The 26733-nt window shown below is 47.9% G+C and carries 24 protein-coding genes, 1 pseudogene and 1 CRISPR repeat array (1 of these 26 running past the window's edge); of the genes and pseudogenes, 10 read left to right on the forward strand and 15 right to left on the reverse strand.

What is annotated here, in order from left to right; genetic code table 11:
- Window positions 1-2008: direct repeats of the CRISPR family, unit length 30 nt; unit sequence GTTTTAATTCCTGTATGGTGCAATTGAAAT (it extends 5006 nt beyond the left edge of the window).
- A 245-nt stretch (window positions 2009-2253) separates the two neighbouring features.
- The 9 genes from cas2 to HQ50_RS02965 all read right to left on the reverse strand — a co-directional run bounded on the left by cas2 (window position 2254) and on the right by HQ50_RS02965 (window position 10212).
- Complete coding sequence (gene cas2, locus HQ50_RS02925; protein ID WP_039418793.1) at window positions 2254-2517, reverse strand: CRISPR-associated endonuclease Cas2; 264 nt, start codon at window positions 2515-2517, stop codon at window positions 2254-2256.
- Window positions 2517-3533 carry a type I-B CRISPR-associated endonuclease Cas1b gene (gene cas1b, locus HQ50_RS02930; protein WP_039418794.1) on the reverse strand — a complete coding sequence of 339 codons (1017 nt, stop codon included), beginning with the start codon at window positions 3531-3533 and terminating at the stop codon, window positions 2517-2519. The genes cas2 and cas1b overlap by 1 nt, the downstream gene beginning before the upstream one ends.
- Window positions 3530-4039, reverse strand: coding sequence for a CRISPR-associated protein Cas4 (cas4, locus tag HQ50_RS02935; protein ID WP_039428190.1), 510 nt, complete (start codon window positions 4037-4039; stop codon window positions 3530-3532). Before cas4 ends, cas1b begins: the two co-directional genes overlap by 4 nt.
- Before the next feature lie 119 nt (window positions 4040-4158).
- Complete coding sequence (locus HQ50_RS02940) at window positions 4159-5217, reverse strand: CRISPR-associated protein Cas7/Cst2/DevR, subtype I-B/TNEAP (protein ID WP_039428192.1); 1059 nt, start codon at window positions 5215-5217, stop codon at window positions 4159-4161.
- Window positions 5218-5237: 20 nt separating this feature from the next.
- On the reverse strand, window positions 5238-6533 hold the full coding sequence (locus tag HQ50_RS02945) for a hypothetical protein (RefSeq protein ID WP_039428193.1): 1296 nt from the start codon (window positions 6531-6533) through the stop codon (window positions 5238-5240).
- 10 nt (window positions 6534-6543) lie between these two features.
- The gene (locus tag HQ50_RS02950; RefSeq protein WP_039428194.1) at window positions 6544-8664 is read right to left on the reverse strand and encodes a CRISPR-associated helicase/endonuclease Cas3; all 2121 of its coding nucleotides are present in this window, start codon (window positions 8662-8664) and stop codon (window positions 6544-6546) included.
- Window positions 8665-8680: 16 nt separating this feature from the next.
- Window positions 8681-9268 carry a hypothetical protein gene (locus HQ50_RS02955; protein WP_039428197.1) on the reverse strand — a complete coding sequence of 196 codons (588 nt, stop codon included), beginning with the start codon at window positions 9266-9268 and terminating at the stop codon, window positions 8681-8683.
- A gap of 6 nt (window positions 9269-9274) precedes the next feature.
- Window positions 9275-9838: a CRISPR-associated endoribonuclease Cas6 gene (gene cas6, locus HQ50_RS02960; protein WP_235317920.1), complete on the reverse strand. Its 564-nt coding sequence runs from the start codon at window positions 9836-9838 to the stop codon at window positions 9275-9277.
- A 155-nt stretch (window positions 9839-9993) separates the two neighbouring features.
- On the reverse strand, window positions 9994-10212 hold the full coding sequence (locus HQ50_RS02965) for a DUF1661 domain-containing protein (RefSeq protein ID WP_369794163.1): 219 nt from the start codon (window positions 10210-10212) through the stop codon (window positions 9994-9996).
- Here HQ50_RS02965 and HQ50_RS12485 point away from each other — a divergent pair.
- On the forward strand, window positions 10193-10273 hold the full coding sequence (locus tag HQ50_RS12485) for a hypothetical protein (protein WP_369684655.1): 81 nt from the start codon (window positions 10193-10195) through the stop codon (window positions 10271-10273). The two genes, HQ50_RS02965 and HQ50_RS12485, sit on opposite strands and share 20 nt — an antisense overlap.
- A gap of 314 nt (window positions 10274-10587) precedes the next feature.
- Here the strand turns inward: HQ50_RS12485 and HQ50_RS02970 are convergent, their stop codons facing one another.
- The 5 genes from HQ50_RS02970 to HQ50_RS02990 form a co-directional block, all read right to left on the reverse strand.
- Complete coding sequence (locus HQ50_RS02970) at window positions 10588-12519, reverse strand: LTA synthase family protein (protein ID WP_039428206.1); 1932 nt, start codon at window positions 12517-12519, stop codon at window positions 10588-10590.
- Window positions 12520-12522: 3 nt separating this feature from the next.
- Window positions 12523-15075: a membrane protein gene (locus HQ50_RS02975; RefSeq protein WP_039428208.1), complete on the reverse strand. Its 2553-nt coding sequence runs from the start codon at window positions 15073-15075 to the stop codon at window positions 12523-12525.
- Between the two features lie 169 nt (window positions 15076-15244).
- A complete protein-coding gene (gene fmt, locus HQ50_RS02980; protein ID WP_039428211.1) occupies window positions 15245-16216 on the reverse strand; it encodes a methionyl-tRNA formyltransferase in 972 nt (323 codons plus the stop codon).
- Between the two features lie 482 nt (window positions 16217-16698).
- Entirely contained in the window at window positions 16699-17577 is an 879-nt protein-coding gene (locus HQ50_RS02985; protein ID WP_039428212.1) for a hypothetical protein, read from the reverse strand.
- A 160-nt stretch (window positions 17578-17737) separates the two neighbouring features.
- The gene (locus tag HQ50_RS02990; protein ID WP_039419015.1) at window positions 17738-18535 is read right to left on the reverse strand and encodes a M48 family metallopeptidase; all 798 of its coding nucleotides are present in this window, start codon (window positions 18533-18535) and stop codon (window positions 17738-17740) included.
- A gap of 240 nt (window positions 18536-18775) precedes the next feature.
- Here HQ50_RS02990 and HQ50_RS02995 point away from each other — a divergent pair, with 240 nt between their 5' ends.
- Genes HQ50_RS02995 through hisS form a run of 3 tightly spaced genes read left to right on the forward strand, consistent with a single transcriptional unit; the run spans window position 18776 to window position 21529 of the window.
- The gene (locus HQ50_RS02995) at window positions 18776-19570 is read left to right on the forward strand and encodes a thymidylate synthase (protein WP_039428213.1); all 795 of its coding nucleotides are present in this window, start codon (window positions 18776-18778) and stop codon (window positions 19568-19570) included.
- 45 nt (window positions 19571-19615) lie between these two features.
- On the forward strand, window positions 19616-20104 hold the full coding sequence (locus HQ50_RS03000; RefSeq protein WP_039428215.1) for a dihydrofolate reductase: 489 nt from the start codon (window positions 19616-19618) through the stop codon (window positions 20102-20104).
- A gap of 60 nt (window positions 20105-20164) precedes the next feature.
- On the forward strand, window positions 20165-21529 hold the full coding sequence (gene hisS / locus HQ50_RS03005) for a histidine--tRNA ligase (RefSeq protein ID WP_039428217.1): 1365 nt from the start codon (window positions 20165-20167) through the stop codon (window positions 21527-21529).
- A gap of 207 nt (window positions 21530-21736) precedes the next feature.
- Here the strand turns inward: hisS and HQ50_RS12490 are convergent, their stop codons facing one another.
- Window positions 21737-21811 (reverse strand): DUF1661 domain-containing protein, encoded by a 75-nt coding sequence (locus tag HQ50_RS12490; protein ID WP_230587954.1) that lies wholly within the window; start codon window positions 21809-21811, stop codon window positions 21737-21739.
- Here HQ50_RS12490 and HQ50_RS12030 point away from each other — a divergent pair.
- The 6 genes and pseudogenes from HQ50_RS12030 to HQ50_RS03030 all read left to right on the forward strand — a co-directional run.
- A pseudogene (locus tag HQ50_RS12030) lies at window positions 21810-22052 on the forward strand (DUF1661 domain-containing protein); the annotation flags it as partial. The gene HQ50_RS12490 and the pseudogene HQ50_RS12030 overlap by 2 nt on opposite strands.
- 108 nt (window positions 22053-22160) lie before the next feature.
- Window positions 22161-23219: a 23S rRNA (adenine(2503)-C(2))-methyltransferase RlmN gene (gene rlmN / locus HQ50_RS03010; protein WP_081960033.1), complete on the forward strand. Its 1059-nt coding sequence runs from the start codon at window positions 22161-22163 to the stop codon at window positions 23217-23219.
- Window positions 23220-23309: 90 nt separating this feature from the next.
- Window positions 23310-24368, forward strand: a complete 1059-nt coding sequence (locus tag HQ50_RS03015; protein WP_018964753.1) for a DUF4837 family protein — start codon at window positions 23310-23312, stop codon at window positions 24366-24368.
- A gap of 42 nt (window positions 24369-24410) precedes the next feature.
- Window positions 24411-25508 carry a 4-hydroxythreonine-4-phosphate dehydrogenase PdxA gene (gene pdxA, locus HQ50_RS03020; RefSeq protein ID WP_039424425.1) on the forward strand — a complete coding sequence of 366 codons (1098 nt, stop codon included), beginning with the start codon at window positions 24411-24413 and terminating at the stop codon, window positions 25506-25508.
- Window positions 25509-25529: 21 nt separating this feature from the next.
- A complete protein-coding gene (locus HQ50_RS03025; RefSeq protein WP_004585592.1) occupies window positions 25530-25988 on the forward strand; it encodes an adenylyltransferase/cytidyltransferase family protein in 459 nt (152 codons plus the stop codon).
- Between the two features lie 5 nt (window positions 25989-25993).
- The gene (locus tag HQ50_RS03030; protein WP_039428219.1) at window positions 25994-26725 is read left to right on the forward strand and encodes an SDR family NAD(P)-dependent oxidoreductase; all 732 of its coding nucleotides are present in this window, start codon (window positions 25994-25996) and stop codon (window positions 26723-26725) included.
- The last annotated feature ends 8 nt before the right edge of the window (window positions 26726-26733 follow it).

Below are 26733 nucleotides of genomic sequence, written 5' to 3' on the forward strand. Positions count from 1 at the left end.
GTTTTAATTCCTGTATGGTGCAATTGAAATCTCCTGAGTCTGATTATATGACTGTACAGGTGAATTGTTTTAATTCCTGTATGGTGCAATTGAAATTTTAGCAACATGTTCTATATTTGCAATGTGTTTCGTTGTTTTAATTCCTGTATGGTGCAATTGAAATAGCGTGCTAAAACTCTTGAAGAAATTTCATATGATAGTTTTAATTCCTGTATGGTGCAATTGAAATGTTGCCAGAAAACAAGAAACTCTTTGAACTTCTCATCGTTTTAATTCCTGTATGGTGCAATTGAAATGTCGATTCATTGCAACGCCGCCGGTGCAGGTGGTGCGGTTTTAATTCCTGTATGGTGCAATTGAAATCGAGATCGATATAAATCGAAACTTTTTTATGCTTGCGTTTTAATTCCTGTATGGTGCAATTGAAATACATTTCTCAGCTTCTCTATTTCTTTTTCGTTCTTTGTTTTAATTCCTGTATGGTGCAATTGAAATAATATATGATGATATAGAAGAAGACGAGATACTGTTGTTTTAATTCCTGTATGGTGCAATTGAAATCGTTTGATATTCTCAGATAACACAAATTATCGCTTGTTTTAATTCCTGTATGGTGCAATTGAAATTCAGTGGTTAGTAGCACAATTCTTGTGCTACTACAACGTTTTAATTCCTGTATGGTGCAATTGAAATTATTTAGATTCTTCACAGAAGCTGACATTGAACCTTGTTTTAATTCCTGTATGGTGCAATTGAAATTGATTACACTTTCCGGTCTGGTTGTTACAATACCAGTTTTAATTCCTGTATGGTGCAATTGAAATCGTAGTATCAAGGCTTATGCATAAAAAAGGCCTATGTTTTAATTCCTGTATGGTGCAATTGAAATTTATTATGCAGGGACAAGAGGAATTTTACTTGCCCGTTTTAATTCCTGTATGGTGCAATTGAAATTACATTGAGCTAGTAAACTTCTATGACCGCCCTGAGGTTTTAATTCCTGTATGGTGCAATTGAAATCTCCCGCCATTTCGCCCTTTCATTCTGAAATTATAAAGTTTTAATTCCTGTATGGTGCAATTGAAATTATCAGAAATGCAAGAAGAAAAATAATTAAAAATTTGTTTTAATTCCTGTATGGTGCAATTGAAATCTGACTATTTCGATACAATTACAAAAGAAGAGATAATGTTTTAATTCCTGTATGGTGCAATTGAAATGATTCTTTACACAATCTGATATTGAATCATTAAAAGAGTTTTAATTCCTGTATGGTGCAATTGAAATAATATCTTCACTAACTAATCAAAGTATTCAAAATTTGTTTTAATTCCTGTATGGTGCAATTGAAATTAATATCTTCACTAACTAATCAAAGTATTCAAAATTTGTTTTAATTCCTGTATGGTGCAATTGAAATTTTAGTTAGTAGCTTTCTGATCTTCTAAATGATGAGTTTTAATTCCTGTATGGTGCAATTGAAATCCAATCCTGACAGCTTCTTCGAAGAGAACCTTAAGGAGTTTTAATTCCTGTATGGTGCAATTGAAATTTGCCAATTCCGAAAGACCGACGAATGTCCAGATGTTTTAATTCCTGTATGGTGCAATTGAAATGACATAAAAGGGCGTGTATTCTTAGAACCTTCTGCGTTTTAATTCCTGTATGGTGCAATTGAAATATATATGATGATATAGAAGAAAACGAGATACTTACGTTTTAATTCCTGTATGGTGCAATTGAAATTATTAATCATCAACTGTTTATAGTAATACCCAAGTTGTTTTAATTCCTGTATGGTGCAATTGAAATCAGAGAAAAGAGAGTATAATAGCATTAAGTTTATATGTTTTAATTCCTGTATGGTGCAATTGAAATAATTCAGATACTGAGATTCAAGTATTAGAAATAACGGTTTTAATTCCTGTATGGTGCAATTGAAATAAGCTGAAAAAACTATAATCTACTCCCTAAGGCCGTTTTAATTCCTGTATGGTGCAATTGAAATCCGTCACAAATATAGGTTTTTCGGTTTGAATGTGAGAGGGTTACGAGAAAGCGAAACCCAATATTCAGACATTATAGTTGTCGATGTCCGATTCTATGAAAAACCAAGGGGTGTGACGACTGATATATTTTATTGATTATCAATCATTTCAAAGATCGCCAAGGGTTAATCATGACAAAAGGCTGGACGAATTTGTTCAAATCGACGCTTCAAAAGATAGATGAAGGGAACTGTATCGTGCTGTATTATAGGAATATATCTGTCGCAGCTCGCTCTTTGCCGATTATTTCTTTTTCCAACCAACGTTCTTGTCTGGAAGAAAATATGATCAGACTATCTTCCTCTTTTTCCATGATTCTGGCAGCTCTGCTTTTCAGTTCTAAGAGTTTGACATCGGAGATTTCTCCCTCGAACACAGAGTTCTGAATCCAATTCAGATACTTTCTGCACAGTTTTAGCATTTTGCCAACGCGCTTTTCCCCGATATCGTACACTAAAATAATATACATTACCAATACATCTTAAAGGGTTGATACTCTTCGATCCCAAGTATGTCTTTGGCTATTTTGTAGCATTCGAGCTTGACCAGGTGCCTGAAACTGACAGAGCGATTGAGCTTGCGATGTCGAATCGTTTCAGAAAGTCTTTCTTCGAAGGCTTGTACGAAAAGCTTCTTTCCCGATGGATTTAGGACACATTTATTGAGTTGCTTGTCGAAGTGTTTGGCCTGTATGATTCGCTTGTTCATGACTTTGAAAATCGTGCGATCTACCAATATGGGTTTAAACACTTCCGATATATCCAAGCATAGAGAATATCGCCTCTCCCCGGGCGTATGCAGGAAGCTGATCGTGGGATTCAGTTGGCTTTGATGGATTGCCTTCAGGCACAGGGTGTAGCACATCATATTGCCGAAAGAGATGAGTGCATTTACCTCATTTTTAGGGGGTTGTTTGCTCCGCGCGCCCATTTCGAAAGGATCGATAATAAGATTGAAAGCATCATAGTATGCTTGCCGGATATTGCCTTCGATACCCATAAGAGCCTCTATCGTTGTCGTTTCCTCCAGACGCGACGAATACTTGTCGATTAGCTCCATCATCGGTTGCATATCTTTTCCCCGATTGTTGTAGTAGGCTAAGTTTTTCTGCATATTGAAGGCTGCACCTTCAATGAACTTTCTGGCCAGAAACAATCGTTTCTTCTTGTTCTTATACGCCGAAGCCTGTGCCAGGAGCATCTTCCCTGATAGCAAGAAGTCGCGAGGCATAAAAGAACCGGTGTAATTTTCGTAATAATCGAAAAAATGGACTGCGATGTCGTTGCTTCCAAGGAAATTGTATAAGCTGCTATTGGCCCTCAAAGAGCCAAACACATAGAAATCGCTAATTCCTTCAACGGGAATGTAGCGAGCTTGTCCTGCTTGTTCCTGTCCGTTTTCTCCCTCTTGGATCGGGACAAAGCGGATGGTATTGTCTTTTCGGGACAATTCGCCGGGGTTAAATAGATAATATGTCTTTTTCATTGCTCTTCTCCCGAGAAACAGAATTCGTAATAGCTACAGTTTTTACAGATCCCGGAGTCGATAACAGGAGGACAATCCTCGTGACTGATAATCTGTAGGATCTCCTGCTCGATCTCTCTGATCCGTTCGCGATCTATGTCAGAAAGAATCACTTCTTCCTTTTTTCGTAGAGTCGGATACTCCAATATCCCCGTTGCTCCCGATACCCCATTACGCTCCAATACATATAAGTAATAGAGTAGTTGGAGTCTGTGGGCAGGCGATATTTTGTTAGACTTTTTGACCTCGTGAACCACTCTGTTTTTTGCGTCATAAAAGTCTATCTTGATGCCGTCCAACTCCAATTCTTGGTATCGCTCCGGTCGTTGCTGGTACGTTGTCTCATGGATCAATTTCCCTTCGTACACCAAATCAGATGTATGCTCCATCGTAATACCTGCAGAGAAAAGCCATAGCTTTCTCCTACAAACCTGATAATAGTTGAAGTGCGTGCCGGTGATAATCATAAAAACTCAAGTCCTTATTTCTTTTATTCAGCCATAATAAAGAGTATAACTTTTTGTTCTTTGGGAGAACCCAAGCAGAGACACGGAAAAGGAGTATCTCTGCTTGAGTCAATATGTGGTTATAGCTGATTTTCGTAATCGAAAGCCTGCATCATCTCAATAAGACGTTTTTCTGCGGCATCGAGGGCATCGGCACTTTCGTTTTCCACTACTACATGTGCTGCGCAGGGAAGAGTAATGAAAAGCTCGGCTCCGGCCTTTTCGTCCACGATCGGTCTGGCTTTAGGCTTCTCGCTACCGTCATCTATGAGTTTGGCTCGGATTGCTCCTGCCTGCGCGTTGGCTTTGTCACTGATTGCGATAGCAAGAGTCTCCATCAAACTGAATGTACGCGCTTGATTGGATGTGATACGCCAGTGAATAAGGGCATGTGCCAGTGCAGGAATAATCTTATCTCGTTCTGCCTTGGGAAGGACTAAGCATTTGCCAAAAACAGTTTCGCTCTCCACCCATCCATTTGCTCGCAGCTTCTCTATCGTTTCAGGATCTATTTCCGGATCATGCTGATTGAGCGATACAGAAAACAGTGTACGCAAATCGATCGCAATATCGTAGACGAAGAGACCGGAGGCTCGTTTATTGTCCGGGATCCAATGCCGACGCGTCAGAGTACTTTTGGTATTATGCAAGAACGACTCTATTTCCTCTTCCGAAAGTAAATTGCTTTGCCCTGCCCAACGGACATTGACGGGGTGATTGTCCGGCCTGTCACTGCGATCGAATGTCAGATTCTCTTTGCTCACACCGCAAAGCAATGGATGTAATGGGCGCATAGCCGATACGGAGAGAGGGCTACGACGTTTTTTCGTGATCCCGTCTCCTGCACGCATCCAACCGCCGATGAGCTGATCGGCATATTCAGGATCACATGGTGACCAAGGTTCTTTTTGTGTGAGTTCTTTTTTTGAAGAAATCTCATAGTTGAATGTAATGGGAGCCATTTGCACATTGAGACAGTCGGTGAAGGCTTCCAACACGGATCGCTTTACTTGCTGTCCGCTCGAATATGCTAAAGAACGGTCGTATTGGGCATCGTAATAGGTTTTTTGTCCGTCTTGTACGCAAAACACGGTGTGCTCTGCTCTTTTGAGACCTCTGAGATAAATGTATGGTTTCATATCTTGAAAAAATTATTGATTTATTGTTTGTTAATTACCGCGTAATGGAATCGTATCAAGGTGAGAAAATAAGGAACATTATCCGAAGGCATAAGATGGACAATCGATGCCATCTCTTCCAATTTCTTTGCAACTTCGGATTCTTCTACAATAGCGGTCAATCGTTCGATAAAAACCTTCTTGTTCGTTGCTTCCAATAGCAGTTTGATCGCATTGGTGCGACCGGTCCTTCCGGCTTTACCTCCGGATCCAAAGAGCTGCAATGCTTGGGCAAATTCTTTGGATTTTCCCCATAATTCTTCGTTGTTGAGCATAGCTAATAACCAAATTTGATATGTATTATATTGTATTATTTGTTCTTCATTTCCTGCTTTGCAAACCGGCATCTTTCCTTTTCGCATATAATCGCTCAGCCCTTTCGGCTCCATGGCTTTTAGTCCGACAGAGCCTTCGCTGCAGGCTTTGGCAAAGCCGATGGCCGTACCGAACAACTTCACGGCACCCTCATATTTATCTGCGCCAAAGTATCGATCGAACAGCTCATTTGCCTTACGAATAGGCCATAGGACGAAAGGAATAAAGCCGATAGTCGTATTTGTTTGGCCTATGTTGTATATGTATCCCATCATCTTAGGGTCTTCGAAACGTTTGCTTATCGACACCAGAAGTTGTGCCCACGGCAAAATCGAGACTTCCATGATACCGTCTTTCGTGCTGTATACATCGGAGAAGTCGAGTGAGCAGTCCTTGGAATCATATAGTTTTTTTATCCATTGTCCATTCCACGTATTGATTTGGTTGCCACGCATACTCGGTGTCTTGTCAAGGTGTCGTCTGTATTCCTTCCACCCCTCGAAAATGTCCAATAGAAGCTCCGGCTTATTGAAAAGAATAGTCATTCCTCCTTGTACACCGACTCCTAAACCGGCCCCGATCCATGACAAATAACTTTCCGATGCATCTATTTCATTACGAGGAATAGATACCTGTCCGGATGTCGTGGATAGAGGGTCGATAGAGGGATAACCAATGGCAATACTCGCATCGGCTATTCCCGAATCAATTTTTTCAACGAACTTCTCCAGACGTTCGGCTCGCCTTTCTGCTGTCTCGAAATGCTTTTTGCCTAAGATCATGTCTTTCCATGATATTTTGGGGTTTTCGAAAGGAGAATTACCCGCCGTCATCAAGTACTTTTCTTGTCCGAAGAAAAGAGGATAGTAAATATCCAAAAAGAATCCTTTGGGGGCATAATCGGTGTTGTTCCTTTCATTGTATGCCTTCAAGAATATCTTTCCTATAACTGAAGTAACCATGTCTTTTTATTTAGAATATCTCAAAACTTTTGTAGTATCGCGAGTCTGCAAATTCTTCCACAAAGCCCAATTTCGAATCGTATGCTCTGTCAGGGATGACGAAAGGATGTGCACCACAGTTCGTAGCGACTAATTGCTTGAAACGAATACTCTGTGGAACAGGAATTTCCAAGGGTGTTCGAGTGATGTAGTTGCCGTTTTCGTACTCTTCCCGATCGCTTTCCATGATGCAGCAGGCCGAGTTTATATCCAGTATTTTGAATAGGGCTGATTTCGAATTGTGTTTTAGTTCTTTCATAACCCATTTACCATCCTGAAAAATGGTGTGCATATCAATATCGAGAGCCATCACCTCCGGATAGACCGCATCCAATAACTGTTGTACATCAGCCTCATGAAGCACTTCGCTGTGGGGAAGTGAACTGTAGCTTCGCTGCAGAATTTCAAGCTCATAGGGCAAAGCTTCCTTTTCGTTTTCGGGAGGAGCTATTACGTAAATAGGCTTCGTTTGCCCGATCGTTTCCAAAGAACGTTTTCGATTGATGCGGCCAAATCGTTGGATAAGAGCATCGATGGGAGCACATTCGGTAAGCATCAAATCGAAGCTGATATCCAAACTAACTTCCACCACCTGAGTGGAAACCACGATGCAAGGCCCCTGACACTGATTGTATCGCTCTTTCAGTTCCAGCTCCAGCTGAGCACGATGCCCCCTTTTGAAACGGCTATGGACAAGAAGAGTCGGGATGGCAGGATACTTCCTAATGACCTCTTGGTATAGCTGCTGAGCTCTTTTGACCTGATTGCAAACCATCAGAATTTTCTGACCCTGTTCTACGGCTTTTTGTATGACCGGTCCGACAACTTCCATAGAGCCGACCTTGTGAATGGTGTGCCGGTCAAATCCCTTTAGGACTTCTTTCGGCAGCTTCACCTCGTACACGGCAGTTTCACCGCCTAATAGTCGGAGCAGTCCGGTATATAAATCCGTGGGCATTGTAGCTGTCCCAATGTGGATCCTGCATCCGAGTGCAACCAGTATCTCCACTATTTTGAGTACCATGGCTTGGGTCTCTTTCCGGTAGGTATGTATTTCGTCCAAAATCACATCACATCCTCGAATATCCAATGCCGTGACTTCATATCCTTTAAGTCCGAAGGCCAGTGCTGCAATCTGATGAGGCGTCAAGACCTTGATCGAGGCACCCACGTGACGGGAAAGTATTCGCTCGTAGCCTCCATTCAATTTTAGAATAGAAGCTGCATGTAGCGGATAGATCTGAGCATCCGTATCCTGAAGATCGGCTTTCAGCCGATCGTACATGGCATTGATGGAGGCTTGGAAAGGAAGTGTATAGAACACTCTGCCACGGCAACGCCGCAGTAGGAAGTCGGTCTTGCCTGCTCCTGTAGGGGCTGTCACTAAGGTGTGTTGTCGTTCGTCATCAGCAGACAGAAGAGAGAGGGGATATAATTCGCTCCTCCTATTCCTGTAATAGGAAAGATCCGGAATGATAAACAATTTTCTCAGTGTATCTTCCGTCTGTCCGTCCAAGCCGGAGGCAAAATGATCGGCAGCCATTAACAGCCCTTTCCACTGCGAACAGTTACGCCCCAATGAGCTGCAGTAGTCTACCGCCTCTTGGTAATTGCTTCTGGCTTCATCCATCGTGATGGGATGAGTCTCCCATCCGAGTTCATGAAGAATGCCCAAAGCTTCTTGGCTCCATTGTTCAAATCCTTTGCTATGAAGTTTGAAGCATCGACTCTCATTTTCATCCAGATCCAATAAGCCAAGTTCTCGGCTGTCATTGCAGATGGACTTATGGTGGGCTGCTATCATTTCGATGACAGCCCGGCGATCTACTTCATCAGGCAGTAAGGAAATGAAGAATATAGAAGCGATTTCGTGACGAAAAACATCACCGCCAAGATTGTCTTCTGCCTTCAATCTGCTTTGGAAGATCGGGCTTGCTTTGCCTATGTCATGCAGATGTGCGCCTTTGTGAGCCATGTCCGTCGAAAGGCCCCAATGCTGCGCCATGACTTCGGCCGCTTTGGCTACATCTTGCAGGTGTTGTAAGAGCGGAGTACCATCGCTTTTGGCAAATATGTGTTCGTATCGGCTCATCCCTCGTTCGCTTGAGTCATTGTAGGATGGCCTCTCCTCCGATTTCTATCCTGCCGTACATGGGTGTATTTTCATCGAATCGGTTGAACCCCACCATAAAGGCATCCGGATAATCCTTCCCAAAACGAAGCTCAAACCCCGATAGGGCATTGAAGGTCTCTTCGTCCATCTTCAGTATCTCTGTGTCCGGCAGTACAACGTCTTCATTACGACATAGACAAAGATGCTGCCGAGCTGCAATCAGAGCATCTTCTTCTGACGTAAAGGCGAGGTAAAGAGACGGGTGTAGCATCACGCCGCGTTTGAGAATGGACTGCGGACGGGTGTACGTTCGGCCCTTCCCTTTGCCTTTGCCCTCCCATGCCTGAGTTTGCGTTTTTTCTTGTTGCACACTCATACTCATACATGAGAGTTTATGACGGGCAATCTTGTGTATACCTTTCTTTGTGAGCATTTCCGGGAAAAGCTTCTTCTCCATACCCTCTATGATGGATGGTGTCAGAAACTGTTGGCTATACGTCTCTCCATCACGTACTGCAGACCAAGGTTTTATATACCCGAAAGGCCCTGTATAGTGTACCACGAAAAATATCTTGTTTTCCATGCTCTCTCATTTTATGGCACCGAAGCCGATGCCGGTCGAGTTGCCGATGCCTGCATTCCATGCGAACAGCTTGGTCTCGGCATTCCCTATTATGCGGATGGGACACCAACTGGCTTTGTTTTTCACTCCCCGGTAATCGATAAGCATCACCTTGGCTTTCCCCTGATCCGGGACAAAGGATGCGGTGGCAGTAGGGTCATCGATTCCTACCGCCTGAAGTTTTTTGCGAAGATTTTCTGTCAGTAGGGCATTGGCTGCTTCGTCCGTATAGACTATATGGTCGAACCCATTGTCCTTGCGCCAACGCTTCAGCAGGATAGGGCTGGCAGGAAAGAAAATTTCGCGATCGGTCATGTCGGGATCTTCGATAACGGTCACTTCCCGGACACAGAGGCTTTTGAACATTGTGGGATCTCGACGGATCCCTGTCAGCATGCGTCTGATAAGTTCCGGATCATGAGCACTGACAAACATATTGGCCCAATCGGTAAAGAGAATACTGTTGAGTTCTGACACGAATTTGCCCCCATTGAGACGGGAAAATGAGTAGGAGATGCTTTTGCCGTGCATATCGTTTTCTCCGAGCCATTTTTGAAGAGTGCCGACGAGCAAATGTTGGTGAGAAAAAGAGACTAAAGAATCGTCTGCCTGGATAGTTAGTTCTATTCGCATGGGTTATAGGTTATAATACATTTAATGGCCTAAAGTTACTATAAAAGCTGTAATCAACACATATTTTTTATGCTTATTTGCGAGGAAATCGGATATATAGGATCCATAGCTACGGGCAATTTTGAGAAAACCACACTGAAAAAGAGAGAGGGGGCGAGGGCAGGGGTATAGAATACGAACCGAAAACGCTCCGATTGTGGCGCGTGTTTTCCGGAAAAGTGGCGCGAGATTTTTTTCGCTGTGGCGCGGGAAGTGAAAAAATCTCGCGCCACAGCGAAAATTTTCTCGAACCACATTTTTTTGGGCGTAAACACGAAAAAAATGAGTTCGTGAATGAACCGGATATAACGAGGTGTGTCTTATCGTTTTGTACGAACCTTTAGTGGGAGATCAAGACAGCCGTTGCAAGTCTGTCTTTCAGGTATTTCATCTTGAGAATAGAGAGGGGATAATATCCTCTTTCGGAGTGTTCGATAAGAGGGTGATTCGAGCAGCTTTGATCACAAGCTGCTATGATTGGAGTTGCTTCGGTCTTGAGATCATGTCAGCAGAGTCCCGAATAGAGCCGATCATGTATAAGAGGCTTATCCCAAGCCGGATACCCTGAGGTGAAACTCGTATCTGATTACGATGGAAAGGGATGGTTATTAACGCGATAGCATATCCTTCATCACCGATTGCAGCATCACTTTGGCCGCTATGGTGCGTTGCTCGGCAAGGGGGACTTCGTGTCCATAGACAATCTTGTCGCCGGCAAAATCATAGATGGTAGTTCCTTCAGAAGTTGCCAAGCCGACTAAACCGGGGAAAGAGAAATAAGCGAAATGGGGACTACTGCTCCGAAAAACATCTTTGGAGAATACGAATTCATCATGAGCAAGCCCTAATTGGGCCAGCAGCGTAGCAGGCAGATCGGACTGCGATACTACTTCTTCGAAGCGTATCGGTCGCAAGATAGCTCCTCCTGTCCACAACATCACGATCCCATATCGGCCGGGCTGGTCGGGCATAGCTTGGTCGGCAGGATAGGGGTAGCCATGATCGGAAACGGCTATGATGAGTGTATTTTTCCATTCAGGAGACTGCTGCATGCTGCGGACATAGTCGCCAAAACAGCTGTCCGTATAGAAGACGCTATTGAGATACGGATCCGGATGATGCAGAGAAGGGACATCGAACGGCTCATGGCTGGAAAGTGTGAGGAAGCTGTAGAAGTAAGGCTTTTTTTCTTTCTCCAATCGCCGACAATCATCCAATAGGCGTGGAAAGCTGATATGATCCGGCGTACCCCATTTGCTTAACCTCGTTTTGATCGGGAAGCTGCTGACGTCGGTTACCTCGTCATATCCTGTGGCATATAGGTAGCTACGGACATTTGTAAAGTCGGCATCTCCTCCGTACAGATGGTGGGTGCTATAGCCGGCGGCACGCAATGAAGCAGCTATGCCCGGCAGATTGCGCACCTTATTGGGGTATTTGATGATGGATGAATTTGGCTGCGAAGGGTAGCCGCTGAGTGTGGCCACTGTGCCTCTGTCCGTTCGAAAGCTGCTTGCGAAGGTTCGGCTAAAGAGTATTCCATTCTGTGCCAGCGAATCAATGCAGGGTGTATGCCCCGGGGTACCACCGAGGCATCCCACGGCATTAGCCGAGAAGCTCTCCAGCAGGATCAGTACAATGTTCGGCCTATCTGTACTCAATATCCTCTCTGTGCTATCAGAAGCCGATTCTCTTACTTCGCTTCCATCCGAACAACCGTATAAACGAAGTTGCTCGAAAGCTTTGATACAGTCTTCTTCCGACAAAAATTGATAGTTCGAATAGTCTTCTTCGCTATGCATGCAGGTATATAGAAAACTGAAAACAGGATTGACGGCAGCCTGATTGTGTAGCTGCTTGGGACTGTGAAAGACGGATCCGACATTGAGCGTAGCCACTCCCACTCCTCCTCTGATCAGGAGGAATAGGAAAGCTCCACCCACAACCGGTTTCCATATGCCGGCGATATGCGGATGTGCAGCTACTTTTGTCGGAAAGTACCTACGGTGAAATCGATGTAGAACGAAAGCCGGTATGCAAACGAATACAACCGTGATCAAGAGACCGATCAAGAGTTGCGGTGCTGTAGCACTGGCCATGGCTTCCTGTGGCTGGCGTAGATAGAAAAGGGGGGTGGCATCGAGGCGGAAACCCCAATACCCGAAAAGCATCAGATCCGCCGTGTAGATCAGCCCGATAAAGAAGCTTATAAGTGTGTAATAATGCTTAAGAATTTGTCTCTGTATTCGCCCGATTTTCTTTTCTCCCCAGCTGGCAATGGCATTGATGCCGGCGAACAATAGAGGAAGTACTGTCAGGTAAGCTGCTACGGCTGCATCGTGCCTGAGTCCATACAGGAAAATGGCCGCAATATCTCCGCTGGAAGTGCCTATCCCGGCAAGCCGGCCAGAGTAGACGAGCAGGAATATGACTTTCTGAAAGAGGAAATAGAGCAGAAATAGAACAAATACTCCTATTACGTAGCAGAAACCACTTCTTTTCGGAAACAAAAGCTCTCCTCGTTCGAACAACGTCTTCATATGTCAGGCTGTCGGACGCTTTCCGCGCAAGAAGAAGGGGCGTGCTATCGCCCACACAATCCCCAGCAGGAGTAGTGCCAGAGCTGTCTTGGCTATAGCTTCTGTGATGTGCAGGCTCTTCGGATCAAAACGAAATTCTATTTTATGACGCCCGGCAGGAACCTCCAGTGCACGGAGTATATAGTTGGCACGAATGATCGGTACAGCTTGGTTATCGATAGTCGCTGTCCAGCCATGAGGATAGTATATCTCGGAAAATATGCCCAGCATGGGTTGTGTGCTCACAGCTTCGTACACCTGTCTGTTCGGAGCATATTCTTTCAGACTTATAGAGGCAGTGCTATCGGTCAGAGCCGGTAGCCTTTTGAGTGATTCGGAAGAGAATCGCTCGTCCACCACAGCGACGTCACGCGTCAGTCGATTGCTGTCCAAAGCCATCATTTCCTCATTGGCATTTCCTACCCAACGGATACTGCCGGCCGGCCATGCCGGACCGTAAGCGTCCGGATTCAACATGGGAGTGGGCTGGTTGTTTTCTCCGGGGACTATGATATACTTGGTGTTGAGCATATTGACTACTTCGCGATTGCCTTTGCTCAGTTGGTGTTCGATCAAATCCTGATAACGCTGGAGTTTGGCAGCGTGGTATCCACCGATGCTCCGGTGCCAGCGGCTCGTGGTGGCATCATTATAGGTGTCCACGGTAAGATTCAGAACGCGGTGCCCGAGCGACTTGTCTGCAAGGATTTGCTTGTCTGCCTCTGTCAGAGGTGCAGCACGTTGGCTGACGAGTTCGGGATCTATGAAATGCTCGTCGTTCAGATAGCGTTTGTCCACCGTCCATAGATCGACCAGCGTGATCACGGCCAAAGATACCAGTAGAGCAGTTGCTTTGAGTCTCTTTTGAAAGAAGAGCCACAACAGGATGCCGCATACAGCCAATATGCCGAAGCTACGCCATGCATCAGAAGCTAATATGCCCGAGCGAACATTCACGAGGGTAGTCTTGATAGCTGCTGCTTCAGGGTGACCTGCTGCTTCTTGGAACATAGCTTCCTCCTGCCCGCTCAGCAAACCGAGCAGGGAGGGCACAAGGGCAAAAAGAAGCGATGCCCCAAGGGTCAGAAGTGTAGCTGCAACCCAAGCAGTACGTTCGCGCTTAAGGAGGGGTTTTCCCTCTTTGATTATTTCCACCAAAGCCATAACGGCCAAAGCCGGAATCGTAAATTCGGCGATCACAAGGATGGACGATACCGTGCGAAACTTATCGTACAGAGGAAAATGGTCGATGAAGAAGCTCGTCAGCCACATCATATTATGCCCCCAAGAGAGTAGAATAGACAGGATGGTGGCTGCCAGCAAAGCCCACTTGACAGGCCCTTTGACGATAAAACAACCCAAGACAAAGAGAAAGAGAACGAAAGCTCCTACATATACAGGCCCTGCCGTGAATGGTTGGTCTCCCCAGTAGCGATTCATACGAGCTATCGCCTGAGCATAGGATGGATTCACGGTTTCCATCACCTTTTCGTCATAACCCAAGTAACCGGAGGATCCTCCTTTAATATCGGGGATAAGGAGCGACCAAGTCTCGCCTATACCATAACTCCATTGTGTGATATAGGCCTTGTCCAGTCCGCTTTTATTCTCATGCGTCACTTGATCCGTGAGTGCTCCGCTCTGCTTGAGCGTCAGTTCGCTACCTCCACGCATGGTCTCTTTGCCGTATTGGTAGGTGTGGAAGAGGTTGGTACTATTCACAGCTACACCCACCAGACCTGCTATGACGACTACTGCCGAGGAAAGGAAGAAGTGTCGGATTCGTTTTGTTCGAATGGCTTCTGCCAGAAATGCCAACACCAAGAAAAACATGACGAACAGGAAGTAATAGCTCATCTGCACATGATTGGCCAGGACTTGCAGGGCTGTGAAAAAAGCCATCACGCTACCCCCTGCCAACCACTTCCCATTGTAAATCCAGATCATACCGGCAAGTGTGGGAGGGATGAAACACAGGGCTGTCAGCTTCCATATATGTCCGGCCATAATCAGAATCAGGAAGTAGGAAGAAAAGGCCCATGCGATGGAGCCTATGAGTGCCGGCAATATCCTGATACGGAGCGATCTAAGAAAAAGGAAGAATCCTCCCATCATGGCAAAAAGCATCCAGGCATAGGTGCCCAATAGATAGAAAGGTTTGCGCAGGGTCAGAACATCCTGTATGGTTTGGAGCGTATGGGTAGAGGGATAGCTTGGTGAAATCTGATACATGGGCATCCCTCCGAAGAGACTGTTGGTCCAATAGGAGCGTTCTCCTGTCTGCGTCTCCCAATCGCGCACATCCTGAGCCGTACCACTGGCTCCGGCCACGTCGCCCTGGAACAGTACACGCCCGTCGAATGTGGCCGGATAGAAATAGGCCAAAGCGAGGGCTATGAAAAGGAGTATGACCGCAGCATAAGGCAGGATTTTGCGCCAATCAGGCTTTCTCCCCTTTGTCGTGGATGCAGTCCCGGCTGTCTCAGCACCGGCTGTAGGCTTTTCGTTTTGTTTCATGATGTCGTTTGTTTTTCGGTTACAAAGTTAAAAAACCATATGATTGGCTCAGCCTACAATCAATTGCAGCTCTGAGTATTGCGCAGAGAAGTATCCTCTTGCACATCGACATTGTGTGCAAGAGGTGAAAAATATGAAGAAACCAACCCTTCGAGCCGGGCTCGTCTTTCTATTCTATATACATATCTGAGGACAAGGCGAAGCCATTGAGGAAAGAGGCTGCATCCATCTGCTTTTTGCCGGGCATTTGGAGAGAGAGTATGCGTACCACCCCTTTGCGCGTCATCACGTCGAGGTTTTTCTTATCCCATATGATGGTGCCGAATCGGCCTCTGTGGCGAGGTTCGCGTTCGATAACTCGGGTGCGGTAGATTTTCAGAACGATGGATTCCATCCCCGGCCTGTGGAGCTTGGTCCAAGCCGTAGGAACAGGCGATATGCTACGGATGAAATTGTGTACCTCCTCAGCCGGTTTATTCCAGTCGATACGACAGTCGTCCTTGAAAATCTTCGGAGCCGGTCGAGCATCGGCATAGCCCGGAAGCTGTTCTTGCGGCGTAGAGATGGGTTCCCCATCAAGGAACAAACTCACTGTGCGTACCAATACGGAGGCTCCGAGAGTAGCCATGCGCTCGTATAATTCGCCGAAAGTTTCTTCATCTCCAATCGAGAGTTTCTCTTGTAGAAGCACTTCACCCGTATCAATTTCGTGCCGGAGCCGAAAAGTGGTCACCCCCGTTTCGGTCTCTCCGTGGCGTATAGCATAATTAATGGGAGCCGCTCCGCGATATTGGGGAAGGAGGGAGCCGTGCAGATTGATTGTTCCCATGGATGGCATTTGCCATACGGAGCGAGGAAGCATACGGAAAGCCACTACGATTTGCAAGTGCGGCTGATAAGTCCGTAGTTCATCGAGAAAAGTCTCTTCGTTCAGATTGACCGGCTGGAGAATAGGCAAACCTAATTCCTGGGCACAGAGTTTGACCGCGCTCGGACTCACCTTGTGCCCTCGGCCCATAGGCTTGTCCGGCATAGTAACCACAGCCTTGACTTGGTATCCATTCTCGACCAATGCTCGCAGCGGCGGAACAGCAAAATCGGCCGTTCCCATAAAAATCAATCGTAATTCTTCTTTCTTCATCTGATCGGCCGGGCTACTTTAATGTACCGCCCTTCTTGCAATAGTACTAATTTAATCCCTATGCCCCAAGCAAATCGTACAAAGCCAAACTCTTCATCCTCTCTCATTTTGAAAAAGTCTCATAATACGGGTAATTAGTGTTACACAATCATTGATAATGCAAGAGAGAAGGCAGCAGGGCCCTACGGACAAGAGTCCCCATCTTCATGAATCACCCTCCAGCATCGGTTTGGCGGGGCCAATGTATACAAATAGACATAACAACCTTTCTTATTTCCTGAGAAATTACGGTTCGAAGATCAGCCGCGAAAATCAATTAGGCAGAAAGGTTCGCACAATCTCCGTCATATCGCGATGAAACCGAATGAGAGCATCACGAAACGGGATTAGTATGCTACAGTAGCATAAAAGGCAAAAAGGCTACCCGAAATATGATTTTCGAGACAGCCTCTTTGTTTTAGCTGTTGGGAAAAGCGTTTGCTTTATCTCACTTGTATTTTGGATAGGTGGGGTTTATTACCCACATCGAAGCGTACGGCATAGAAGCCTGTTTGGGCGGTATATTCCAATCGGTCGGACGCCACTGCTACAGTACGCCCGCTGATATCATACAGCGTAATCACACCATTTGTCTCAGCTATGATCTTCTTGCCTTCTACTCGCAACGTGTAAGGCACTTGACCTTCTACATTGTTCAACGAGCTATTGGTCACGGTCACGGTTACTGCTACCTTCGGAGATACGCCATCGGGATACTTTACTTCCACTTCGTAAATGTATGTACCGTTAGCCACGCCGGTCTCCACATAATGAGTCTCGACTGTATTACCGATCAAAGTCCCATTCTTATAGACATTGTAGCTGACTGCTTTTTCTTTCGCCGGCTCTTCTGCTTTTTCTTCCACACCGTCCCAGTCCAAAGTAACTTCGTCATTGGAAGCGGTTCCGGTCAGATTGGTAACCGGCTTGAAGTCCTTCACTTCTACATCCACACAGACTTTATCGGACACACCTTCTTCATACTGTACCTCTACACAGTAGGTGTGGTCGCCGGCAGGAACATCTTCGTCAATAAATGTAGGCTCAGTAAGCCCGGAAGCGATCTTCACACCATCGCGATAGACCGTGTAGGTATAAGAACGGACAGCCTGATCTACAATCTCTTCAGCACTGGCGGCTTCCAACGGAGCCTCTACCTCTGACTCTCCAATTTCAACATCCTCAGCCGGCACAACGAAAGCCAATGACTCCGCTTCTTCGCTTGGAATAGCATCTTGAGCTGCCGACTGTAATGGAAGGATGAGCATCGGCACAACCAAACAAAGCAGTGAGCAGACTCTCTTGAAGTAGTTCTGTTTCATAGTAATTCTCTTTTGTGTGTAAGTTTATTTTCTTGCTAACCTCCCACTCTTAACAGGGTGACATACAAAGATAAAAATATATTTCTTCTAAAAAGAATTCTTCAGCCCAAGACTTTGAGTGGACATGCAGAAATGAATGTCCACTCAAAGGATCTCTGTTTTACTTGCCTTTGTAATACTTCATTGCCTCGGGCATATATTGACGAATGGCAGCTATCCGATTGGCATCGCTCGGGTGCGTGCTCAGAAACTCTACCTGTCCGCTCCCCTGGGCTGCCATCTTCTGCCAAAAAGTAATGGCAGCATTCGGGTTATAACCGGCCATCGCCATGAAGACAAGCCCCATTTTGTCGGCTTCATATTCTTGCTTCCGATTATACGGTAGAGCAACCAGCACCTGCGACCCAACGCCATAAGCCTGACCGATAATTGTCTGCAAAGCGGCCGACTTATTGGAGACAGCAGCACCCAACAGATTGCCCCCCATCTGACGCAAGTATTCCTGGCTGATACGTTCGTTGGAATGCCTTGCCACAGCATGGCTGACTTCATGGCTAATCACTGTGGCCAACTCGGCATCCGAGCCAACCAACTTGAGCAGTCCGGTATAGACCACAATCTTTCCACCCGGCATACAGAAAGCATTCACAGCCTTGTCTTCCACGACATTGAATTCCCATTTCATCTGTGAGGCCATGTCTCCCAATCCGTTTTGCTTCAGATAGTGCATCGTGGCAGCTGCCACCTTTTGTCCCACTCGTCGCACCTGTGCCGTGGATGTCGCATTCTTGGAGATTTTCACCTTGCTGAGAAACTGCTTGTACTGCAAGGCACTGGAGGACAGGATCTCCGAGTCCTGTACCAGCATGATCTGAGTGCGTCCCGTGATCGGCACGGTGCTGCATCCGGCCAATAGGAGGCCTAAGACACAGGCTAAAATCACATTCATTATTTTCATAAGATCTTCTTTTTTTGTTCGTTACTATTACTATTTCATTAGTTACGAGCCAAAGATACAAGGAGTTGTGAACAAACAGCAATACTCCGGCAAACAGGTCAAATAAGTGAAAGCTCCATGATCTTCCATTTCTTCTTCCAATCGGCTCTTTCGGTTGTAGCATATTCAAGTATTTTACAATGAGTCTGCTGTGGTGCCAAAAATCCATTTGCCTACAAGAAATACGTATATTTGCGTGGTATGAAACAGTATTTGGATCTGCTTCGCCGCATCCTCGACGAGGGAGTACGGAAAGAAGACCGCACGGGTACGGGTACGATCAGCGTATTCGGCCATCAGATGTGCTTTGACCTTGAAGAGGGATTTCCCCTGCTTACGACCAAGCGATTGCACTTGAAGTCCATTATATACGAACTGCTTTGGTTCCTCCGAGGTGACACGAATGTGCACTACTTGCAGGAGCATGGCGTACGTATTTGGAATGAATGGGCTGACGAGAACGGCGATTTGGGGCCTATATATGGCTACCAGTGGCGCAGTTGGCCGGACTATCGGGGAGGGCATATAGACCAAATACAGGAGGTACTGCGCCAGCTGCGCGAGGAACCGGACAGCCGACGCATTATCGTATGCTCGTGGAATGTAGGCCAGCTTGCCGATATGCATCTGCCTCCATGCCACTGTTTCATGCAGTTCTATGTCGCTGATGGCCGGCTGAGCCTGCAACTCTATCAGCGCAGTGCCGATTCTTTTCTGGGCATACCGTTCAACATAGCTTCGTATGCCCTGCTGCTACAGATGATCGCTCATGTCACAGGGCTGAAACCCGGACGATTCGTACATACATTGGGCGATGCCCATATCTATCTCAACCACCTCGAACAGGTACAGCTACAACTGAGTCGTGAGCCGAGAGTATTGCCCCGAATGATTCTCAATCCGGATGTATCCGATCTCTTCGACTTCCGGTACGAAGACTTCCGACTCGAAGGGTATGATCCGCATCCGCACATTGCGGGCGTTGTAGCAGTCTGACGGAATGTTTTCCACCGATATTCAGTTTTTCCTCACCTATCCAATATGATTTCAATCGTCGTTGCCATAGCCGAGAATGGGGCTATCGGATACAAAAATGACCTCCTCTGGCATCTGCCGGCCGATCTGAAGCGATTCAAGGAAACGACCACAGGACACAGCATTATCATGGGCAGCCACACATTCCGCTCCCTGCCCAAAGGAGCTTTGCCCAACAGACGCAATATCGTCCTAAGCAGGACGCAGCAGGATTTTCCCGGAGCCGAATGGGCAGCCTCGCCCGAAGCGGCACTGAAGCTGGTGGGCAATGAGGAAGAGGCCTTTGTCATCGGCGGAGCACAAGTATATGAGCAGATGCTACCCTACACGGACAAAATCTATCTGACACGCGTGCATGCCGACTTTCCCGAAGCTGACACTTTTTTCCCGGAATTAGACATGAGCGAATGGGTGGAGCTGAGCCGCACGGAATATCCGGCCGACGAGAAAAACCGATATGCCACCACCCTGCTGGAGCTTATCCGCGATTATTGATATGGAGACTCCCCTCCCTCTGTTTTTGTAACCGATCATTCACCAACTAATACATACGTAATGCAAAAGCCTTCTATACCCAAAGGGATGCGCGATTTCAGTCCGGTCGAAATGAGCCGGCGCAACTACATATTCGACACCATACGCGAAGTGTACGAACTCTTCGGATTCAGCCAAATAGAAACCCCAACGATGGAGATGCTCTCCACGCTGATGGGCAAGTACGGAGAGGAGGGAGACCGCCTGCTCTTCAAGGTACTCAACTCCGGCGATGTCTTGGCAGACTTCTGTGCGGAGGAACTGGCGGAGAAAAATTCTCTCCGGTTTGCAGCCAAAGCCTGCGAGAAAGGGCTTCGCTACGACCTGACCGTACCCTTTGCTCGCTACGTGGTGATGCACCGCAATGAGATCAATTTCCCTTTCAAACGGTATCAGATTCAACCCGTATGGCGTGCCGACAGACCGCAGAAGGGTCGCTACCGCGAGTTTTACCAGTGCGATGGAGACGTCATCGGATCGGATTCGCTCATGAACGAGGTCGAACTCATTCAGATCATCAGCGAAGTCTTCCGCAGATTGGGTATCAGGACTCGTATCCTGCTGAACAACCGCAAGATCCTCTCCGGCATCGCCGAAGTGGTAGGCGAAGCCGACAGACTGACGGACATCACCGTGGCGATAGACAAACTCGACAAGATCGGCCTCGACAAGGTGAACGATGAGCTGCGCTCCAAAGGCTTCGGCGAAGAGGCTATCGAACGCCTGCGCCCCTTTATCGAGATGAAAGGGGACAATCGGGAGAAGCTCGACCAGCTCAAATCAGCTCTTGCCTCCTCCGAAACGGGGCTGAAGGGAATAGAGGAGCTGACCTATATCTTGGACAAAGTGGAGCGCGTGCAGCTCCATTCCGAACTGATGGTAGATATTTCTCTGGCTCGTGGCCTTTCCTACTATACCGGAGCCATTCTCGAAGTGAAAGCACTCGACGCCGAGATGGGCAGCATTACCGGCGGTGGTCGCTACGACAACCTCACCGGCATATTCGGTCTGGAAGGCATGTCCGGTGTGGGCATTTCTTTCGGTGCAGACCGCATATACGACGTGATGATGCAGCTGGATCTCTTCCCTGCCGAGAAGCTGACCGGTACGCAGCTGCTCTTTGTCAATTTCAGCGAAGAGGATGCCGACAGCCTGCTCCCACTGATCCAAAAGCTCAGGGAGCAAGGCCTCCGCACAGAGCTGTATCCTGAGCCTGCCAAGATCAAGAAACAGATGAGCTATGCCAATGCAGCCAACATTCCATATGTGGCACTCGTAGGAGAAAACGAACGCGCGACCGGCCAAGTGAATCTGAAAAACATGCTGACGGGAGAGCAGCAAATGCTATCGGCCGATGCAGCAGCCATTGTAGCGGCTATCGTCTGATACTTCACCGGCGCGCACAGATCCGGAGAGCAAGACTACTATCGAATACTATCATAAGGGTGAGAGGGGCTGAGATCCGCAGAGAATTTCAGCCCCTCTCTTATCGGCTCTGTGCAGAGTGTCCGATCTTTCGCCCCCTGCTCACAGGAGTTTTTTCGGCGCACTGCACCTTTCTCGTCGTTCGGGAGTTTACAGCCCAAAATTTTCTCATTCCACACTCGTAAAAACGTGGCGCGAGAATTTTTTCGTTTTGGTTCGGGAAGTAAAAAATTGACGTGCCACAGCGAAAAAAATCTCGCGCCACTTTTTCAGAAAAAACGCGCCACAATCCGCCGACTTTTGGTTCGTGTTTCTGTTTTTACGCTCTCTCTCGTTTCCTTTTCTTACGTCCCTGCTATCCGGAGATCAAGCTCGGGAAGCACCGATACCCACTCCTTGCATGTACACGTATCCTCTTCATCGCACCAATCCCATCGAGAGAGAAATGGGAGGGCTTAGCATGGGATGTATTACCTTTGTATAGAGAGGAGTACATCCGAGGATCGGTCTGATCGTCGCCGAATCCCCGACGGATGAGAAAGAAGAAGATGAAGCTCCTTCTTGTGGTTACATTATAATATAGAGTGGTGAAGTGAAGCAACAGACAGAGACCGGAAAGAGAGCTGTGCTTTTGGGCATGACGCTCGAAGAGCTGACCGCAGTGGCTCTCCGGATGGGTATGCCGCGGTTTGCAGGCAAGCAGTTGGCCGAATGGATCTATGTGCGGCGTGCTACCGATTTTGCCGAGATGACGAATATATCGCAGGCCAATCGGCAGAAGTTGGCAGAGGCCTACGACCTCGGACGCTACCCGTGGTCGGATGTCCAATGTTCGGTGGACGGGACCAAGAAGTATCTCTTCCCCGTAGGAGAAGGGCGTTTCGTGGAATCTGTGTTTATCCCCGATGGCGACAGATCCACGCTTTGTATCTCCTCGCAGGTCGGCTGTAAGATGGACTGCCTCTTCTGTATGACCGGCAAACAGGGATGGAACGGTAATCTCTCCGCAGCCGAGATCCTGAACCAAATCTTCTCCGTGGAAGAGGCGGCCGAGCTGACCAATCTCGTCTATATGGGCATGGGCGAACCCCTCGATAATACGGACGAAGTGCTTCGCAGTCTCAATGCCCTGACCGAGCCGTGGGGTATGGGCTGGAGTCCGAAGCGCATCACAGTGTCTACGATCGGAGCCAAAGGCTTGGAGCGCTTCCTCGCAGAGAGCCTGTGCCATCTGGCAGTCAGCCTGCACAGCCCTTTCCCCGAAGAGAGGAGGACGCTGATGCCCGGAGAAAAGGCTTTCCCCATTTTGCAGACGCTCGACCGGATCAAGGCTTACGACTTCAGCGGACAAAGACGAGTGTCGTTCGAATACATCGTCTTCGATGGTCTGAACGACGATATGCGCCATGCCGACGAACTGGCCGCCATCCTCCGCGGCATCCCCTGCAGGATCAATCTGATCCGCTTCCACAAAATCCCTGCCGTATCGCTCCGCTCGTCGGACAGCACTCGCATGGAGGCTTTTCGCAAGCGAATGGAATCGCATGGCTATACCTGCACCATCCGTGCATCGCGAGGGGAAGATATATTCGCGGCCTGCGGTATGCTATCCACGAGCAAAGCGGAGTCCTCCCGGCCCAAAAGCCCATAAAGGCGAAGGGCAAGCTCCATAGCGACAACTATTATTACTACCTTTGGACTTGTATTCAGGATGAAAAACTCAAAAAAGCGAATAGGCTCAATGAAACCCAATATCCGTTTATTGTTCGGTCTGCCGACTTTCTTCGCCGCATTTGCTATGTTCTTTGCCTGCAATGGAGGCGGAACGGCCGGCAAGTCGTTCACCAATTCCACAGGCTCTCCGGGAGAAATGATGCTGGTGATGGACGACCAACATCTGAGTTCGCCCGTCGGCGAAGCCATCTACGAGGTCATGACCGAGGTAGCTCCGGCACTCAACCAGAACGAGCCGATCATGGCCGTTTCCCGTGTGTCGGAAAAGGATTTTACGGGATTCCTTCGCTACATCCGCAATGTACTGCAGATCGACATCAACCCTGATATATTCACCAAGACTTCGCTCAAATACGGCTATGACCAGTGGGCTAACGGGCAGTTGGTCGTACTGATCAACAGTCCTGCGGCAGACTCTCTGGCAGCCTACATCGAATCCAACAAATCGGCCATACAGAATCTCTTTATCCGTCACGAACTATTCCTCTTCGGTCAGCTATGGCAGAAGGACTGCAGTGCGGATGCCGACCAACGCGTGCAGCGTATGTTCGGACACCATATCAATGTGCCCGCCGACATCCTCAGTCACAAGGAGGGCAAGGACTTCCTGTGGATGTCCAACAATCAGATGCGCCGCCGGAAAGACCTCTTGGTCTACACCTACCCCTATCGCGGAGCATCGGATCTGGGGCTGGACCGTATGGTAGAGGTGCGCGACTCCGTGCTCAAAGCCAATATAGAAGGTTCGGATGCAGGGTCCTATCCCGTCACGGAGCGGATGCTGCTGAAGCATCGCTACGTCTACCCGGGCGATCAAAAGCGAGGCGAAGTGCACGGCATCTGGCGTATGGAGGGAGGGCAGATGATGTCCGGTCCTTTCGTGGCACAAGCCTTTGTGGATGGAGACAGGGTAGTAGTGGTAGAGGGCTTCGTATATCACCCCAACGAGAAAAAACGCGATCTGATGCGGCAGATGGAGGCAGCTCTGTATAGTATGCGCCCCAAAGCCCAGAAAGAGTTCGATCCGGCTATCATCAGAAAGGCACGCTGGACTGCACTCAAATAAATATCCGAAACGACTGCCGAACTTACACGAAGACTCAACGTAATGGAGAATAAGAAGCTGAAAGTGGCCATTTCTCATGGCGACATCAATGGCATTGGATATGAAATCCTACTAAAGACCTTTACCGAAGCCTCGATACTGGACCTCTTCACACCTGTCATATACGGATCAGCTAAGGTCGCAGCCTATTACAGGAAGACCTTGGAACTCGAACTGGAGAGCTGGCACCAGGTATCCTCTGCTGCCGAAGCCGTAGAGGGACGGGTGAATCTGGTGAACTGCGTGCCGGAAGATGCCAAAGTGGAGATGGGCGTCTGCTCGCCACAGGCCGGAGCCTATGCGGCAATGGCACTCAGCATGGCAGTCCAAGCCGTGAAGCAAGGCGATGCGGACGTGCTCGTGACTATGCCGATCAACAAAGCTGCCATGCCACAGGACATCTTCCCCTACAAAGGCCATACGGAATATCTGCAAGCCGAAGCCGGCATAGAGGGCGAAGATGCGCTGATGATCCTGGCACAGGACAAGCTCCGCACGGCTTTGGTGACGATGCACGAGCCGATAGCACGCGTGCCATCGCTTATCACTCGGGAGCAAATACTGGACAAGCTGAAGGCTTTCGATCGCAGTCTGCGCATGGATTTCGGTATAGTACGTCCGCGGATAGCCGTCATGGCTCTGAATCCGCATGCCGGCGACAGCGGACTGATCGGCACCGAGGAAAGCGATACGATCCGGCCGGCAGTACAGGAGGCCGAAGAGCAGGGATTGTTAGTGTTCGGCCCTTATGCCGCGGACGGCTTTTGGGGATCGGATATGGCTATGCATTTCGATGGCATTCTGTCCATGTATCATGATCAGGGGCTGATCCCATTCAAGACTCTCTGCATGGATAGAGGGGTCAATGTGACGGCAGGGCTTTCCATCGTACGCACTTCGCCGGATCATGGTACAGGCTTCGACATCGTGGGCAAAGGCGAGGCTTCGCCCGATTCTTTCCGCGCAGCCGTCTATCAGGCGATCGACATCTATCGCGCCCGTGCATCGTGGCGTTTGGCTACGCGCAATCCGCTCCGGAAGAGTTATTTCGAGCGAGGCAATGACAATGAAAAGTTGCCGCAAACAGATGATGAGCATTAATTTTAATACCCTATAGACTCTATGTTTAAGGATAAGACTATTGTTTACACTTCCGGGACATTCGACATGTTCCACTACAATCACTTGCGCATGATCAACTATGCGCGTAGTTTGGCAGACATCCTTATCGTTGGCGTCAGCACGGACGAACTGGTCGCTTCATACAAGGCACCGCCCATTATTCCTTTCATCGAGCGTTTGCAAATCCTGGAAGCCCTGAAGACACCGGACATCGTGATTCCGCAGCATACGTTGGATCACACGGAGATCGTCAAAAAGCTGAATATAGACGCTTTCGTAGTGGGGGATGACTGGAATGGCAAATACGACTATCTGAAAGATCTCGGCGTTCAGGTCTTTTATTTCCCCTACGGGACGGGCGTTTCTTCTACCAAAATCAAGGAGACCATACACGATAGCTATGCCAAGACGCTGAACGAAGAGCGTCAGCATAAGCCCAAGTCTGTCCAAAACATGTAGGAACTATGGCGGTCGGATACGCATTGATTACGGGAGGAACCAAGGGGATCGGTCTGGCAGTAGCCCGCCTCTTGGCAAGCAAAGGGTACTCCCTCATCCTCACATACGGACACGATCAGGACAGGGCGCGCACAGTGGCGGCCGAATTGGCAGAGACAGCTCCCTCGGTTGAGCTGCTGCAAGCCGATGCTACCGATGCGAAAGGTATCGACCTGATAGCGGAAGCCCTTGAGCAGAGGGATATTACCCTGCAAGCTCTTATCATGAATGCCGGTATCACATGCCGCACGCCTTTCGAGGAGATGACCCTCGACGAATGGCAGCGCGTATTCTTCGCCAATGTCCATTTCCCCACATTCCTGATCCAACGCCTCCTGCCGCGTATCGAGCGCAACAAGGGATGTATCATCTTTACCGGATCGCTTATGGGAATCCAGCCACATGGCATGGCTCTGCCGTATGGGGTGAGCAAGTCTGCTGTACACGCCCTGACTCGCAATCTGGTGAAGCACTTAGAACCCTATGGCATCCGTGTGAATGCCGTGGCACCGGGATTCGTCGATACGGAGTGGCAGAAGAACAAACCGGCCGAAATACGCCGAAATATCGAGAATAAGGTTGCTTTGCATCGCTTTGCGACACCGGACGAAGTAGCCGAAGCATTTCTATTTTTGCTCACCAACGCATATTGCAATGGTGAGGTCTTGACTCTTGATGGAGGCTACAGCTTCCGCTGAACAGCTCA

Source organism: Porphyromonas sp. COT-052 OH4946, from assembly GCF_000765965.1.
GTDB lineage: Bacteria > Bacteroidota > Bacteroidia > Bacteroidales > Porphyromonadaceae > Porphyromonas > Porphyromonas gulae.